Consider the following 14,929-nt stretch of genomic DNA (forward strand, 5'->3'; position numbering starts at 1 on the left):
ATGGCCGGCAACGAACAAATGGACCAGGATGCGATTGCCGCCCAATGGGAGGCATCGCTCGATTCCGAGGATCCCGCGGAGGCCGCCAAGGCTGCCGCCGAAAACGAACTCTCCGAGACCATGGCCCTGCAATGGGCGGCGATGGTCGAGGACGGCAGCCGCGATCTCGGCACCGGCAAGAACTCCGGCGAGCGGGTGCTGTCGCAGGAGGAGATCGACAACCTCCTCGGCTTCGCCGTCGGCGACGTCACCCTCGACGACCATTCCGGCATTCGCGCCATCATCGATTCGGCGATGGTCTCCTACGAGCGTCTGCCGATGCTCGAAATCGTCTTCGACCGCCTGGTGCGGTTGCTGACGACGAGCTTGCGCAATTTCACTTCCGACAACGTCGAAGTCTCGCTCGACCGCATCACCTCGGTGCGCTTCGGCGATTACATGAACTCGATCCCGCTGCCCGCCGTCCTCACCGTCTTCAAGGCCGAAGAGTGGGACAATTTCGGCATGGCGGTGGTCGATTCCAGCCTGATCTACTCGATGATCGACGTGCTGCTCGGCGGCCGCCGCGGCACCAGCCAGCTCCGTATCGAGGGGCGGCCCTACACCACGATCGAGACCGAGCTGGTCAAGCGGCTGGTCGAGGTGGTCATGGCCGACGCCGAGCAGGCGTTCCGGCCGCTGTCGCCGGTGACCTTCACGATCGACCGGCTCGAGACCAATCCGCGTTTCGCCGCGATCAGCCGTCCCGCGAATGCCGCGATCCTGGTGCGCCTGCGCATCGACATGGAAGACCGCGGCGGCAACATCGAGCTGCTGCTGCCTTATGCGACCATCGAACCGATCCGGGGCGTCCTGCTCCAGATGTTCATGGGCGAAAAATTCGGCCGCGATCCGGTCTGGGAAGGCCATTTCGCAACCGAGATCGTGCAGGCGGAGATCGCCGTCGATGCCGTGCTCTACGAGGCCGAGATTCCGCTCAAGCAGCTGATGCGGCTCAAGGTCGGCGACACGCTGCCGCTGGACATGCGCGCCGACGCCAACGTCACCGTGCGCTGCGGCGACGTCACGCTCACCGAGGGGCGGATGGGCCGGGTCGGCGACCGCGTCGCGATCCGGGTGACGAAACCCTTGCGCAAGCCAAGTACGACACTTGCGATGTTCGAGAAGGTGGACGAGCAGAACAAGATGATGGAGGCCCCATGAACCACTCCCTGGGAATGGCGATCGAGACGCTGGTGGCTATCCTGCTGATGCTGACGATCTTCTACTGCGTCATGCTCAACAAGCGGCTGACGCGGCTGAAGGCGGACGAGCATTCGCTGAAGGCGGTGATCGGCGAGCTGATCACCGCGACCGAGATCGCCGAGCGCGCGATCGGCGGGCTGAAGCTCGCCGTGCGCGACGTCAACGAGAACCTCGGCAGCCAGCTCGCAGCGGCGACGCAGATGTCGGACCAGCTCTACAAACAGCTCGGCGAAGCCGACAACGTGGTGCGGCGGTTGTCCAAGATCGCGATCGCCGCGCGTCCCATGACCAATCCCGAAACGGCCGCCGCGCCCGCAGCCAAGCCCTCGTCGGCGAAGGCGGTGGCGGCTGCGGCCGAAGCCTTCTCCGAACGAAGACGATCCAACGGCCTTGCGGCATAAAGTCAGGGTATGAAGTCCTTTCGTAACATCCGCGTCATCCCGGTCGTCCTGGTCGCCATCGCAGGCCTCGCCACGCTGAAGGTGGCGGGCCTCGTGATCAATGGCGGCTACGTCTTCGACTACAAACCGAACCAGACCAAGAAGTCGTGGGCGGAGGAAAATCTGAACTTCCCGACCGGCCGCGAGGAGCCGGAGATCATCACCGGCTCGACCCATGGCGCGCCGAAGGAGGCGCCCAAGCCGGCCGCGCCCGAGACCAAGCCGGAAGGCACCGTGGTCAAGATCGACGAAGCCCAGCCGCAGATCTCGGCCTCCGAGCGCGCGATCCTCGAACGGTTGCAGGCGCGCCGCCAAGAGATCGAGGCCCGCCAACGCGAGATCGACATCCGCGAGAGCCTGTTGAAGTCGGCCGAGAAGCGCATCGAAGGCAAGGTCGAGGAGATGAAGGCGGTGGAAACCCGCATCTCCGCGACGCAGGCCGACCAGAAGGCCGCCGAAGCCCAGCGCATGAAGGGCCTCGTGACCATGTACGAGGGCATGAAGCCCAAGGACGCCGCGCGGGTGTTCGACCGGCTGGAGATGGGCGTGCTGATCGAGATCGCCTCGGCGATCGCGCCACGGAAGATGTCGGACATCATGGGACTGATGTCGCCGGAGGCCGCCGAGAAGCTGACGGTCGAGATGGCCCGCCGTGCCAATGGCGGCGGCGATCAGTCGGCCTCGGCCGGCGAGCTGCCGAAGATCGACGGCAAGCCGACGCAAAAGCCGAATTGAGGGCTCATACTTAAGAAGTCCTTAATTGGCAAAACCTTAGACTCGGGGGCAGGGGCCGGCACCAGTGCCGCCGTGGACCCGTCGAAACGGAAGACATGCCGCCAATGGCGCGAGAGGCTGCCGATGGATTGTGGTCGCGAGCCCGCGCTCTGGCGCCGGGGCTGTCGCGGCATGTCCGCGTGCTGGTGGTCTGCCTGCTGGTCGGCGTCGGTACTCCGGCCCGGGCGGCCGATCCCGTCAGGGGCGAGGCGAGCTTTTCGGCCGGCGGCGGCTTTGCCCGTCTCGTCATCAAGCTCGGCGAGGACATTCCCTCCGAGGTGACGACCGCGGGCTCCATCCTCATCATCCGCTTCGACCGGCCGGTCGACGTTCCCGTCGACCGCGTTCCGGAAGGCGCGCCCGATTACGTCAACTCCGCGCGCCGCGACCCCGATGGCGGCGCCATCCGCCTGTCGCTGGCGCGCCGCGTCACCGTCAACACCATGAATGCCGGCGAGCGCACCTTCGTCGACCTCCTGCCGGAGGGCTGGAAGGGACCGCCGCCGAGCCTGCCGATGGACGTCGTCAAGGAACTCGCCGAGCGCGCTCGCGCGGCCGAACGCGCGCTGCGCGCCCAGCGCTCCGCGGCGGAGACCAAGAAGCGTCCGCAGATCCGCGTGCGCGCTTCGGTGCAGCCGACCTTCGTGCGCTTCGTGTTCGAGATGCCCGACGGCGTCGGCGTGTCCTCCGTGCTCAACGAGCAGAAGCTCACGCTCGCTTTCAACGCCAACCTCAATTTCGATCTGGCCGACGCGGTCGTCGCAGCGCCGCCGAACGTCGCCTCGATCAAGCAGAAGGCCGACATCGACCAGACCAATGTCGAGATCGCGCTGATCGGCGATTCCGATGTGCATTCGTTCCGCGACGAGAAGAACTACGTCGTCGACGTCTCCTTCCAGCCCGACAAGGGCAAGACCGCCGCGACGCCCGAGGCGGCGATCGCGCAGATGAAGCCTGCCGGTCGCGGACCGGCGCCGGCGCCGGACAAGCAAGCGGCCCAGAAGCCGAAGGACGCCCATAAGGACGTCCACGGCGAGATCGCGCCGCCGACCTCCGAGAGCATCGCGCGCGAAGCCAAGATCGACGTCAAGCCCGAGCTGAAGCCGGACGCGCCCGCCGCGATGCCGCCAGCAGAAGCGCCGAAACCGGCGCCGGCTCCCGCGACCGAGGCCGCGCCCGCTCCCGAAGCGCCCAAGGAAGCGTCCAAGGAAGCCCTGAAGGAAGCTCCGAAGGACATTTTGAAGGAAGCTGCGAAGCCCTCACCGGTGGCCGAAGCTGCGCCCGCCAAGCCGGCGCCTGCGGAGGCGCCGAAAGAGGCCGCGAAGGAGCCGGTCAAGGACGCCGTCAAGACTGCGTCCGCCGAGGCGCCGGCCGCGCCGCTGCCCACCGTCGCCAGCGTCGATGCGCGCCGCGACAGCGACGGCTTGCGCGTGACGTTCCCGATTCCGGTCGCAACGCCGGCGGCGGCTTTCCGCCGCGGCGACACGGTTTGGCTGGTGTTCGATACGCCGAAGCCGATCGACCTCGAGGCGATCCGCAGCAAGGGCGGTGTGATGATCGGCGAGGTCGGTCGCATTCCGCTCGACAAGGGCCAGGCGGTGCGCATCCGTCTCACCCGCCCGCTGGTCTATTCACTGGCGAGCGAGGAGGTCGGCAAGGAGACCAACTGGCTCCTGACGCTCGCCGACAAGATCCAGACGACGCCGCTGCCGCTGATGATGTCGCGCAACATCACCGACCCCGCGCTCGCCAACATCGCTATCCCCTTCGCCAATCCGGGCCAGCTGCACAAGCTCACCGACCCCGATGCCGGCGACACGCTCTTTGTCGTCACCGCGCAGCGGCCGGTGCGCGGCTTCATCAAGCGGCAGGATCTCGTCGATCTCTCGCTGCTGGAATCCGCGCACGGCATTGCGATCCGGCCGAATTCCGACGAGGTCGGCGTCGAGGTCGGTGCCGACAAGGTGATTCTCGGCAAGAAGGGCGGACTGACGTTGTCGCCGGTCGACATCTCGGCCGAGCGGGCGCCGACCGCGGTGCGTCCGGTGTTCAGCCCCGAAGGCTGGCGCAAGGGCCAGTCGGAGAACTTCGTGGCGCGCCAGAGCGAGCTGATCGCGGCGATCTCGGTCGTCGAGCCGGCGCTGCGCTCACTGCCGCGGCTCGATCTCGCGCAATTCTACATGTCCCGCGCGATGTATCACGAAGCCAAGGCCGTCACCGACCTGATGCTGAGCGATCCGCTCAACAAGGAGGAGAGCGGCGCGCTGATCATGCATGCGATCGCCAGCATCCTGATCGGCCGCCCGGCGCAGGGCCTGAAGGACCTCGCCAATCCCGTGATCGGCAACAGCCACGATTCCCAGCTCTGGAAGGCGCTCGCCTATGCGCGCCAGGGCAAATGGGCTGACGCGCGCGAGAAGTTCAAGAACGTCGAATTCGCGATCGCCTCGCTGCCGCTCGACATCCAGCGCATCGTGACGATGGACGCGATGCGCGCCTCGCTCGAGGTGAAGGACTATGCCGGCGCCTCCAAGCGCCGCAGCGAGCTCGAGGTCGTCGGCGTCTCGCCGGAGGCGGCGCCCGGCTTTGCCGTGCTGCGCGGCCGGCTCGCCGAGGCGCTCGGCCACGACAAGGACGCGCTCGACGATTACAGGTTCGCGGCTGCCTCGGCTGATCGGCCGGCTGCGGCCGAGGCCAAGCAGCTCGAGATCGCGCTGCGGCAGAAGCGAGACGAGATCGGCAAGGACGAGGCGCTGCGCGAGCTCGAGACCCTGTCCATGACCTGGCGCGGCGACTCGATCGAGGTCAAGACGCTGCAGATCCTGTCGAAGATGTACGCCGAGGGCGGGCGCTACCGCGACGCGCTCACCGCGGCGCGCACCGCGACCAGGTTGCAGCCGAACGCGGACGCCTCGCGTCAGGCGCAGGATCTCGCCTCGGACCTGTTTACGCAGATCTTCCTGGGGCCGAAGGGTGACGAGCTGCCCGAGGTCGAGGCGCTCGGGCTGTTCTACGAGTTTCGCGAGTTGACGCCGATCGGCAGGCGCGGCGACGAGCTGATCCGCCGTCTCGCCGACCGTCTTGCCTCGATCGACCTGCTCGACCAGGCGGCCGAGCTGCTGCAATATCAGGTCGACCACCGGCTCGAAGGCGCCGCCCGCGCCCAGGTCGCCGCACGCCTGTCCATGATCTATCTCGCCAACCGCAAGCCGGACAAGGCGATCACGGCGCTGCGCGCGAGCCGCATCAGCGATCTCTCCGGCGAGCTCAGGCAGCAGCGCCTGCTGCTCGAAGCGCGCGCGCAGAGCGACGTCGGCCGTCACGATCTCGCACTCGACATCGTCTCCAACGTCTCGGGGCGCGAAGTGCTGCGGCTGCGCTCCGACATCTTCTGGGCGGCACGGCGCTGGCGCGAGTCCGCCGAGCAGATCGAGCTCTATTACGGCGAGCGCTTCCGCGACTTCAAGCCGCTCAATTCGGTGGAGAAGAGCGACGTCATCCGCGCAGCCGTCGGCTATGCGCTCGCCGACGACTCGATCGGCCTGTCGCGCTTCCGCGAGAAATACGCGCCGCTGATGAGCGAGAGCGCCGACCGTCTCGCCTTCGACATCGCCAGCAAGCCGGCCGCGGCCTCCAGCGCCGAATTCGCCGAGATCGCCAAGCTCGCCGCCAGCGTCGATACGCTCGACGGCTTCCTGCGCGAGATGAAGCAGCGCTTCCCCGACGCCACCGCCCGCGCGCCGCAGGCCAAGGAAGAAGACCACACCGGCTCGCTGCCGACGATCCCGGTCGTGCGGCAGATCAAGATGACGCGGTAGCCTCTGCTGCCGCACGAAGCGCGGCCCGTGATAGCGCTACAACTTCGTCATTGCGAGCGCAGCGAAGCAATCCAGAATTTCTCCGCTGAGGGATTCTGGATTGCTTCGTCGCAAGTGCTCCTCGCAATGACGGTGACGGGGCGGGGGCTATTGCGGGAGCAGAGGGGACGCGGGCGTCACCAGGGGCTCGCTACCCTCCGTAACTCTGCACCAGGCTTCCCGCCACCAGCGACCAGCCGTCGACCAGCACGAAGAAGATCAACTTGAACGGCAGCGAGATCGTGGCCGGCGGCAGCATCATCATGCCCATCGACATCAGCACCGAGGCAACGACGAGGTCGATGATCAGGAAGGGCAGGAACAGCAGGAAGCCGATCTCGAAGGCGCGCTTCAGCTCGGAGATCATGAAGGCGGGGACGAGGATGCGCAGTGCCAGCTCGTCGGGCGTGGCCGGCGGCGGCTCGCCGGAGAGATCCAGGAACAGCTTGAGGTCCTTCTCGCGCACGTTCTTCTGCATGAAGCCGCGCAACGGAACGGAGGCGCGCTGCAGCGCGTCCTCGACGCCGATCTGGTTGGCGACGAGCGGGCGGATGCCGTCGTCGTAGGATTTTTGCAGCACCGGCCCCATCACGAAGAAGGTGAGGAACATCGCCAGCGCGATGATCACCGAGTTCGGCGGCGCGGTCGCCGTGCCCATCGCGGTGCGCAGCAGCGACAGCACGACCACGATGCGCGTGAACGACGTCATCATGATCAGGATCGACGGCGCGATCGACAGCACGGTGAGCAACGCGATCAGCTGGATCGCGCGCTCGGTGACGCCGCCGCCGCCAGCGCCGCCGCCGAGATTGATGCTGATGTCCTGCGCATGCGCCGGCATCGCTGCCGATGCCGCGCCGATCAGAACAGAAAGGAAAACAACTCTACGCGGAAGGGACGGCAGCCTCACGAAGACGGCTTCGGACGGCCGAGCAGCGAGGCCATCTCGTCTTCGAGGTTTTCAAAGCTGGTCTTTTCCGCGGCCGGCTTTGCCGGCGGGGCCGGTGGTGCCGGCGGCTCGCTGCGTGCGGCGCGCGGGGAAGCAGCAGGCGGCTCCGGCGCAACCGGAGGCGCGACCGTCTCGCCGGTCGGACGACGTAGCGCGGCCTCCAGCCGCTGCGCCATCTCGGCCAGATTCTGCTCGGCACTGGAAGGGGCTGCGGCGGAAGCCGGCGGCGGAACGGGCGGAGCCTGCGGCACCGGCGGAGGCGGCGGGGGGGCGGCGACGCGCTCGGCCCGCACCGGCGGCATCTTCGGCGGCTCGCTCTGGCGCGGCGGCCGCGGCATCAGTGGCGGCTCGCTGCGCGGAACGCGCGGCGGCAGCGGCTCGGGCCGCGGTTCACGCTCGGGGCGTGGCGCGATCGGCTCGGCCGTGAAGCCGGCGAGGGGATCGCTGCGGCGTTCGGCCAGCGCGGGAGCGGGCCGGCGCACCTCGTCGGCAAAAGACGGGCGCGCGGGCCGCGGCGGCGGCTCGGGCATTTGCGGCTCGGGATGATCGAGCAGTTCCGGTCGCGGCGCTTCGTCGGCCCAGCCGCTGGTATCCGGCATGGGCGCGAGCCGCGGCGGTTCCGCGGCGTTCGGACGCTGCGGAAGCTGGTCGCGGCCGGGCGCGGCGCGAACGATGTTGGGCTCGACGACGATATCGGTCGGCCCGCCGATCATCAGGAGATGCTCGACATTGTCACGCCGGACCAGCACCAGGCGGCGCCGACCGTCGACCGCGGCAGCGTCGATCACCGCGAGCCGGGGCATCCTGCCGCGCTGGGTGTTGGCGCCGACCCGGCTGCCGGCGAATCGGCGAACCAGCCAAGCAGCGACGCCGATCAACGCCAGGACGACGATGAACGCCACGATGAAGGTGATAGGGCTGCCTTGCATACTTGTCCCCGACAAATGGCGCTGTTCTCGTGCCGATGGTTGGACGCGCCAACCACTGGTTTAACGATGCCCCAAACCTGCGATTTCTTAACGTCCCACGGCAAGTTTTGCCGTCCCCAACTCTTAATAACCCATGAATCGCTCGATCCAAAACGACTTCTTGGCCTGTGCACGGGCCGCCAAATGGTTGGGTTAATGCCGGTTTTGGAGACGTAGAATCACGGGAGCACAAAATGGTGTCCCGCCCGGGGACACGCCTCGAGGGCGGTCTTAACCAGCTGTTAACCATACACGCGGCAAATTCTGCCTAGCGGCGGACCCAAGGTTCGCAAGACGGCGGAAGGAGCCGCGACGATGTCCATCAACGACCTCCCGGTGCTATCGGCGCTTCGCACCAAGATGCAGTGGCACCAGGAGCGCCAGCGCGTCCTGTCCGAGAACGTCTCCAATTCCGACACGCCCAAATTCCGGCCGCGCGACCTCGTCGAGCCCAAGCTCGACAAGGCCGGAGCTGTCACCGGCTCGATGGGCCCCCTGGCAATGACCCGCACCAGCGGCTCTCACATGACGCCGTCGGGGGCGGCGTCCGGATTCGACCAGAACAGGAACGCGGGCTTCGAGACCCGCCCCGCGGGCAACGCCGTCAATCTCGAAGAGGAGATGATGAAGGCGGCCAGCAACCAGATGGACTACGCGGCGGCGACCTCGCTCTATTCGAAGAGCCTGCATCTGCTCAAGACCGCGATCGGCAAGGGCTAGAGCTAGAGGAGGCGCATCATGGCGAATGACAGCAGCGACTTTGCCCGCTCGATGGCGATCGCGACCTCCGGTCTGCGGGCGCAAGCCGGCCGCATGCGGGTGATCTCGGAAAACATCGCGAACGCGGATTCGACCTCGCAGACATCAGGCGGCGATCCCTACCGGCGCAAGGTTCCGACCTTCTCCTCCGCGCTCGACCGCACGCTCGACGCGCAGGTCGTCACGCTCGGCAAGATCAAGCCCGACCAGTCGAACTTCCGCGTCAAATACGAGCCGAGCAATCCGGTCGCGGACGCCAGCGGCAACGTCAAATATCCCAACGTGAACTCGGTGGTCGAGATGACCGACATGCGCGACGCGCAGCGGTCTTACGAGGCCAACCTCAACATCATCAGTGCGACGCGCCGGATGATCCAGCGCACGCTCGACATCCTCAAGAGCTGAACAGGACAATTGAGCCATGGCATCACCGACAATCGCAGCCAATGCTTATGCCAACCTCGCCCGGGTGCTGGAGAACAGCGGCGGCGGTGCGGGCAAAGCCACCGAGGCCGGCGGGCAATCCTTTGCCTCGATGCTGAAGGACGCCGTCGGCAGCGTCATGGAGTCCGGCCGCAAGTCGGACGCGCAGACGGTGGCGATGGCCGCCGGCAAGGCCAACGTGATGGACGTGGTGACGGCGGTGGCGGACACCGACGTCGCGGTGTCCACCCTGGTCTCGGTCCGCGACCGTGTGATCGCGGCGTACGAAGACATCATGAAGATGCCGATCTGATTTCTGCTCCGTCGTCATTGCGAGCGAAGCGAAGCAATCCAGAATCTCTCCGCGGTGGCAGTCTGGATTGCTTCGCTTCGCTCGCAATGACGGGGAGGGGTTCGTGTGGTCGTCCTCAAGCGGTGGGGATGAGATTTGAATAAAGGAACTGCGAAATGACCGGCCCCGAAACCCTCGACGTCGCGCGCGATGCGATCTGGACGATCGTGATCGTGTCCTCCCCCCTGATGGTGGTCGGTCTGGTGGTCGGCGTCATCGTGTCGCTGTTCCAGGCGCTGACGCAGATCCAGGAACAGACGCTGATCTACGTGCCGAAGATCCTCGCCATCTTTGCCACGATGCTGCTGGCGCTGCCGTTCATGGCCGACGCGCTCCATGCCCACATGCTGCGGATCTCGTCGCGAATCATCGGCGGCTGAGGCAGGATGCGTCAATTATGCGCATCGACGTCTCGCTGCTGCCGGCGCTCGCCGCCTCCTTCATGCTCGCCTTCGCCCGGGTCGGCGCGATGGTGATGCTGTTGCCGGGGCTGGGCGAGACCAACATTCCGACGCGGATCAAGCTGTCGATCGCGCTGCTGCTGACTCTGATCATCCTGCCGCTGCATCGCGACGCCTACCATGTCGACATGGGCTCGCTCGCGCCGCTCCTGGTCCTGATGCTGCACGAGATCGCGATCGGCATCGTGCTGGGCGCCACTGCGCGCGTGACGCTGTCGGCGCTCCAGGTCGCGGGATCGGTGATCGCGCAGCAGATGGGGCTCGGTTTCGTCACCTCGGTCGATCCGACGCAGGGCCAGCAGGGCGTGCTGGTCGGCAACTTCCTGACCATGCTCGGGGTGACGCTGCTGTTCGCCACCGACAGCCATCATCTGGTGATCGCGGCGCTGAACGACAGCTACACGATCTTCTCGCCGGGCGAGACCGTGTCGAGCGGCGATGTGGCCTCGCTCGCGACGCGCGCCTTTGCCGCCGCGTTTCGCCTCGGCCTGCAACTCTCCGGACCGTTTCTGGTCTTCGGCCTGGTCTTCAACATCGGCCTTGGTGTGCTGGCGCGGCTGATGCCGCAGATGCAGGTCTATTTCGTCGGCGTGCCGCTCTCGATCTTCGCGGGCTTCCTGGTGCTCGCCGTGGTGCTGTCGGCGATGATGGGGACGTATCTGGATTACTTCATCGGTGTCATGCACCAGTTGATGCCGCTGAGGTAACGGTCGATCGATGTCAGAAGACAAGGACCCGGAGAGTCAAACAGAAGACCCGACGCAAAAGCGTCTGGACGACGCGCTCGAACGCGGCGACGTCGCCAAGAGCCAGGAGATCAACACCTGGTTCATGATGGCGGGCGGCACGCTCGTTGTCTCCACCTTCTCGGGCTCGGTGGGCAGCGGGCTGCTGGCGCCGATGCGGGGCCTGCTCGCCAATTCCTGGATGATCAAGACCGACGGCAAGGCCCTGATCGCGCTGATGCAGCAGATCGAATTCGCCATTCTTGCGGCGATCGGCGTGCCGCTGATGATGCTGATGCTGGCGGCGATTGCCGGCAACATGCTGCAGCACCGCCTGGTCTGGTCGGCCGAATCCCTGACGCCGAAATTCAGCAAGATCTCGCCCGGCGCCGGCTTCAAGCGCATCTTCGGCAAGCAGGCGGCGGCCAATTTTCTCAAGGGCATCGGCAAGCTGGTCGCGCTCAGCGTGGTCATGACAATGATCCTGTGGCCGGAGCGGCATCGCATGGAGGCGATGGTCAGGCTCGATCCGGCCGCCATGCTCGGCGCCAGCACCAGCATGACGATCCATCTGCTCGGAGCGGTGGTCGCGGCGCTCGCGATCATCGCCATTGCCGATTATTTCTTCCAGTACCGCAGCTGGTTCCAGCGGCAGAAGATGTCGCTTCAGGAGATCAAGGAAGAGTTCAAGCAGTCCGAAGGCGATCCGCACATCAAGGGCAAGCTCCGGCAGTTGCGCCAGCAACGCTCCAGGAAGCGCATGATGGCGGCGGTTCCCAAGGCTGCGGTGATCATCACCAACCCGACCCACTATTCGGTGGCGCTGTCCTACGAGCGCGGCATGACGGCCCCGATCTGCGTCGCCAAGGGCGTCGACAATCTCGCCTTCAAGATTCGGGAGATCGCGCGCGCGCACGACATCCCGATCGTGGAGAACGTGCCGCTCGCCCGCGCGCTCTACGCCACCGTCGAGATCGACCAGGAAATCCCGGCCGAGCACTACCATGCGGTCGCCGAAGTCATCGGCTACATCATGCGGCTGAAGCGTGGCTTCAGCGCCGGGCGAGGATAAAAACACCCGAAAAGTACCGGAAATGGCCGTAATCTGGGAATCAGCGTACCTTTCGCCCCCGCGGCCCTTGCACCTCAGGGTCCGATTCAGGCAGGGAGGACCCCACGCGCGCTGTCGCGCGTTGATTCTCTGTCGACAGGCTGCGCCAGCTCGAGAATGACCGCCGAGTCCGACCACGACCTCACCCGCGAGCCCGTTGCGACGCACGAGCCGTCGCCGCGCTCGGGTAGCATTGCGCTGGTGCTGCTGGTGGCCGCCGGCCTCGTCGCCGTCGCCGTCGGGTTGATGACGCTCGGGCGCGTGCAGGCGCAGCCCTATATCCTCGGCATCCTTGCCGTGCTGGCGATGGTCGGCCTGTTCAACCTGTTCGCTTTCGCCGCCGGGATCATCCGCTTCGCCGACCGCAGCCTCGATGATCCGGTCGTGGGCCGTATCGCCGATCACGGGTTCGATGGCCTCGCCGTGACCGATCCGCGGGGCCACGTGGTCTATTCCAACGCCGCCTATCTGACGCTCACCGGCGCCAGCGGTCCGCAGGACGTGCGCCCGGTCGAGCGTGTCTTCATCGGCAACCCCGACGTTTCGGAGGCCGTGTTCCGCCTGCTCAAGGCCGCGCGCGAGGGCAAGCGACAGCAGGAAGAGGTCCGGATCTCCGGCCAGGACGGCAGCCAGGGCCGCTGGCTGCGCATGCGGGTGCGCCCGCTCGGCACCGGCAAGCGCGAGGCGAAATACGCGGTGTGGTCGATCGCCGACATCACCCGCGACCGCGAGCGCCAGGAGGACGTATTCCAGGAGCTCCAGCACGCCATCGAATATCTCGACCACGCGCCGTGCGGGTTCTTCTCGGTCAATCCGGCCGGGGAGCTCGCTTACGTCAACGCGACGTTGGCGAACTGGCTCGACTACGACCTCGCCGAGATCGGCTCGGGCGGCCTCAAGCTGACCGACATCGTCTCCGGCGACGGCGCCTCGTTGCTGACCTCGATCGTGGCGGTCCCGGGCGAGGTGAAGACCGAGGTCTTCGACATCGACCTGCGCATGCGCACCGGCAAGACCATGCCGGTGCGGCTCTATCACAAGCTCGCCTTTGGCGCCGACGGCGCGCCGGGCCCGTCGCGCACGCTCGTGATCAGCCGCGCCCGCGACGAGCGCAGCGATCCTGATCGCGCCGCCGAAGTCCGCTTCATGCGCTTCTTCGACCATACGCCGATGGCGATCGCGACCGTGGACCGCGCCGGCAACGTGGTGCGCGCCAACGCGCGCTATGCCAAGCTCGGGCAGGCGCTCGGGCTCGACAGCTCCTCCAAGTCGATCTTCCGCGCGGTGAATTCGCGCGACCGTCACCTTTTGATCGCGGCCATCAACCAGGCCGCCGATGGCCAGGCCGACGTCGCGCCGGTGGAAGTGGCGCTGGAAGGGCCGAGGGAGCGCTGGGGCCAGTTCTTCGTCACGCCGGTGGATGCGGCCGAGAACGAGGCGGAAGCCGCCATCGTGCACATGCTCGAGACCACCGAGCGGCGCGCGCTGGAGAACCAGATCAACCAGTCGCAGAAGATGGAAACGGTCGGCCAGCTAGCCGGCGGCATCGCCCACGACTTCAACAACGTGCTCTCCGCCATCATGATGGCGAACGACTTCCTGCTGAACGCGCACAAGCCGACCGATCCGTCGTTCCAGGACATCATGCAGATCAAGCAGAACGCCACGCGGGCCGCCACGCTGGTGCGGCAGCTGCTGGCGTTCTCGCGGCGGCAGACGCTGCGGCCGCAGGTGCTCGATCTCGGCGATGCGTTGTCCGATCTCGCCATGCTGCTGCGCCGCCTGATCGGCGAGAAGGTCAAGCACGAGACCATCCACGGCCGCGATCTCTGGCCGGTCAAGGTCGACGTCTCCCAGTTCGAGCAGGTGATCGTCAATCTCGCGGTGAACGCGCGCGACGCCATGCCCGACGGCGGCAAGCTGATCATCCGCACCGCCAACGTCACCGCGGAGGAAGCGGCCAAGCTCGCCTACAAGGGCATGCCGGCCGCGGATTACGTCCGCATCGAGGTCGCCGACACCGGCACCGGCATTCCCGCCGACATCCGCGACAAGATTTTCGAGCCGTTCTTCTCGACCAAGGAAGTCGGCAAGGGCACCGGCCTCGGGCTTTCCACCGTCTACGGCATCGTCAAGCAGACCGGCGGCTTCATCTACGTCGATTCCACGCCGGGACAGGGCACCTCGTTCCACATCTTCCTGCCGCGTCACCATGCCGAGCCGGAAGCGCAGGTCGAGCAGCCGGCGGCTGCCGTCAGCGCGACCAACGGCGCCGGGAAGGACGCCGCGGCGGCCGAGGCCAAGCCGCGCACCGATCTGACGGGGCAGGGCACCATCCTGCTGGTCGAGGACGAAGAGGGCCTGCGCGCACTGAACGCACGCGGATTGCGCTCGCGCGGCTACACCGTGGTCGAGGCCGAGAACGGCGTCGATGCCATGGAAGTGCTGGAGGAGCAGAGCGGCGCGATCGACCTCGTCGTCTCCGACGTCGTCATGCCCGAGATGGATGGCCCGACGCTTTTGAAGGCGATGCGGGAGAAGAAGCCCGACATCAAATTCATCTTCGTCTCCGGCTATGCCGAGGACGCCTTCGAAAAGAGCCTGCCCGAGGGACAGCAGTTCGACTTCCTGCCGAAGCCGTTCACGCTCAGCCAGCTGGTGGCGGCGGTGAAGGAGACGATGGCGAAGCAGGGGTGAGCGAGGGCGCTCCTTTCTGCCGTCATTGACGAAGGAAACGCGGAGTTCGCTTCCTCACGCCGCTGGTATCCCGCGACCACGGTTCCCCCGCGCATTCGGTCAAGCCCCCGCCAAATATGGGCTTTTGCCACATCCCCGCGACTGAGGGCCGCAGTCGCAAGTTCCGAA

General features: G+C 66.5%; 13 protein-coding genes. 11 read left to right on the top strand and 2 right to left on the bottom strand.

The window, feature by feature from the left end; genetic code table 11:
* The 4 genes from fliM (at nt 1) to C7G42_RS25895 (ending at nt 6,277) form a co-directional block, all read left to right on the top strand.
* Nucleotides 1-1,203 carry a flagellar motor switch protein FliM gene (gene fliM / locus C7G42_RS25880; protein ID WP_094972332.1) on the top strand — a complete coding sequence of 401 codons (1,203 nt, stop codon included), beginning with the start codon at nt 1-3 and terminating at the stop codon, nt 1,201-1,203.
* Nucleotides 1,200-1,646, top strand: coding sequence for a DUF6468 domain-containing protein (locus C7G42_RS25885; protein WP_106951774.1), 447 nt, complete (start codon nt 1,200-1,202; stop codon nt 1,644-1,646). Before fliM ends, C7G42_RS25885 begins: the two co-directional genes overlap by 4 nt.
* A 9-nt stretch (nt 1,647-1,655) precedes the next feature.
* Nucleotides 1,656-2,420: a MotE family protein gene (locus C7G42_RS25890; RefSeq protein ID WP_106951775.1), complete on the top strand. Its 765-nt coding sequence runs from the start codon at nt 1,656-1,658 to the stop codon at nt 2,418-2,420.
* A 104-nt stretch (nt 2,421-2,524) separates the two neighbouring features.
* Nucleotides 2,525-6,277, top strand: coding sequence for a tetratricopeptide repeat protein (locus C7G42_RS25895; RefSeq protein ID WP_199581147.1), 3,753 nt, complete (start codon nt 2,525-2,527; stop codon nt 6,275-6,277).
* Nucleotides 6,278-6,467: 190 nt separating this feature from the next.
* On the opposite strand, the gene fliP is transcribed toward C7G42_RS25895, so the two are convergent.
* Nucleotides 6,468-7,226, bottom strand: a complete 759-nt coding sequence (fliP, locus tag C7G42_RS25900; protein ID WP_094895712.1) for a flagellar type III secretion system pore protein FliP — start codon at nt 7,224-7,226, stop codon at nt 6,468-6,470.
* Nucleotides 7,223-8,194, bottom strand: coding sequence for a flagellar biosynthetic protein FliO (locus C7G42_RS25905; RefSeq protein ID WP_106951777.1), 972 nt, complete (start codon nt 8,192-8,194; stop codon nt 7,223-7,225). Before C7G42_RS25905 ends, fliP begins: the two co-directional genes overlap by 4 nt.
* 354 nt (nt 8,195-8,548) lie before the next feature.
* Here C7G42_RS25905 and flgB point away from each other — a divergent pair, with 354 nt between their 5' ends.
* From flgB to cckA, 7 genes are all read left to right on the top strand, one after another.
* Nucleotides 8,549-8,953, top strand: a complete 405-nt coding sequence (gene flgB, locus C7G42_RS25910) for a flagellar basal body rod protein FlgB (protein ID WP_106951778.1) — start codon at nt 8,549-8,551, stop codon at nt 8,951-8,953.
* A gap of 18 nt (nt 8,954-8,971) precedes the next feature.
* Nucleotides 8,972-9,397, top strand: a complete 426-nt coding sequence (flgC, locus tag C7G42_RS25915; protein ID WP_091965448.1) for a flagellar basal body rod protein FlgC — start codon at nt 8,972-8,974, stop codon at nt 9,395-9,397.
* Nucleotides 9,398-9,413: 16 nt separating this feature from the next.
* Nucleotides 9,414-9,728, top strand: coding sequence for a flagellar hook-basal body complex protein FliE (gene fliE / locus C7G42_RS25920; RefSeq protein ID WP_106951779.1), 315 nt, complete (start codon nt 9,414-9,416; stop codon nt 9,726-9,728).
* Between the two features lie 155 nt (nt 9,729-9,883).
* Nucleotides 9,884-10,147 (top strand): flagellar biosynthesis protein FliQ, encoded by a 264-nt coding sequence (gene fliQ / locus C7G42_RS25925; protein WP_018321865.1) that lies wholly within the window; start codon nt 9,884-9,886, stop codon nt 10,145-10,147.
* A gap of 17 nt (nt 10,148-10,164) precedes the next feature.
* Complete coding sequence (gene fliR / locus C7G42_RS25930) at nt 10,165-10,935, top strand: flagellar biosynthetic protein FliR (RefSeq protein ID WP_106951780.1); 771 nt, start codon at nt 10,165-10,167, stop codon at nt 10,933-10,935.
* A 10-nt stretch (nt 10,936-10,945) separates the two neighbouring features.
* Nucleotides 10,946-12,025: a flagellar biosynthesis protein FlhB gene (flhB, locus tag C7G42_RS25935; RefSeq protein ID WP_106951781.1), complete on the top strand. Its 1,080-nt coding sequence runs from the start codon at nt 10,946-10,948 to the stop codon at nt 12,023-12,025.
* Nucleotides 12,026-12,181: 156 nt separating this feature from the next.
* On the top strand, nt 12,182-14,761 hold the full coding sequence (gene cckA / locus C7G42_RS25940; protein WP_106951782.1) for a cell cycle histidine kinase CckA: 2,580 nt from the start codon (nt 12,182-12,184) through the stop codon (nt 14,759-14,761).
* Nucleotides 14,762-14,929 lie beyond the last annotated feature (168 nt).

Source organism: Bradyrhizobium sp. MOS003 (genome assembly GCF_003020125.1).
Taxonomy (GTDB): domain Bacteria; phylum Pseudomonadota; class Alphaproteobacteria; order Rhizobiales; family Xanthobacteraceae; genus Bradyrhizobium.

Coding starts and splice junctions, on each gene's coding strand:
- cckA (WP_106951782.1), top strand. CDS start 12,182: ATGACCGCCGAGTCCGACCACGACCTCACCCGCGAGCCCGTTGCGACG.
- flgC (WP_091965448.1), top strand. CDS start 8,972: ATGGCGAATGACAGCAGCGACTTTGCCCGCTCGATGGCGATCGCGACC.
- C7G42_RS25885 (WP_106951774.1), top strand. CDS start 1,200: ATGAACCACTCCCTGGGAATGGCGATCGAGACGCTGGTGGCTATCCTG.
- C7G42_RS25895 (WP_199581147.1), top strand. CDS start 2,525: ATGGCGCGAGAGGCTGCCGATGGATTGTGGTCGCGAGCCCGCGCTCTG.
- fliQ (WP_018321865.1), top strand. CDS start 9,884: ATGACCGGCCCCGAAACCCTCGACGTCGCGCGCGATGCGATCTGGACG.
- fliR (WP_106951780.1), top strand. CDS start 10,165: ATGCGCATCGACGTCTCGCTGCTGCCGGCGCTCGCCGCCTCCTTCATG.
- fliM (WP_094972332.1), top strand. CDS start 1: ATGGCCGGCAACGAACAAATGGACCAGGATGCGATTGCCGCCCAATGG.
- C7G42_RS25905 (WP_106951777.1), bottom strand. CDS start 8,194: ATGCAAGGCAGCCCTATCACCTTCATCGTGGCGTTCATCGTCGTCCTG.
- C7G42_RS25890 (WP_106951775.1), top strand. CDS start 1,656: ATGAAGTCCTTTCGTAACATCCGCGTCATCCCGGTCGTCCTGGTCGCC.
- fliE (WP_106951779.1), top strand. CDS start 9,414: ATGGCATCACCGACAATCGCAGCCAATGCTTATGCCAACCTCGCCCGG.
- flhB (WP_106951781.1), top strand. CDS start 10,946: ATGTCAGAAGACAAGGACCCGGAGAGTCAAACAGAAGACCCGACGCAA.
- flgB (WP_106951778.1), top strand. CDS start 8,549: ATGTCCATCAACGACCTCCCGGTGCTATCGGCGCTTCGCACCAAGATG.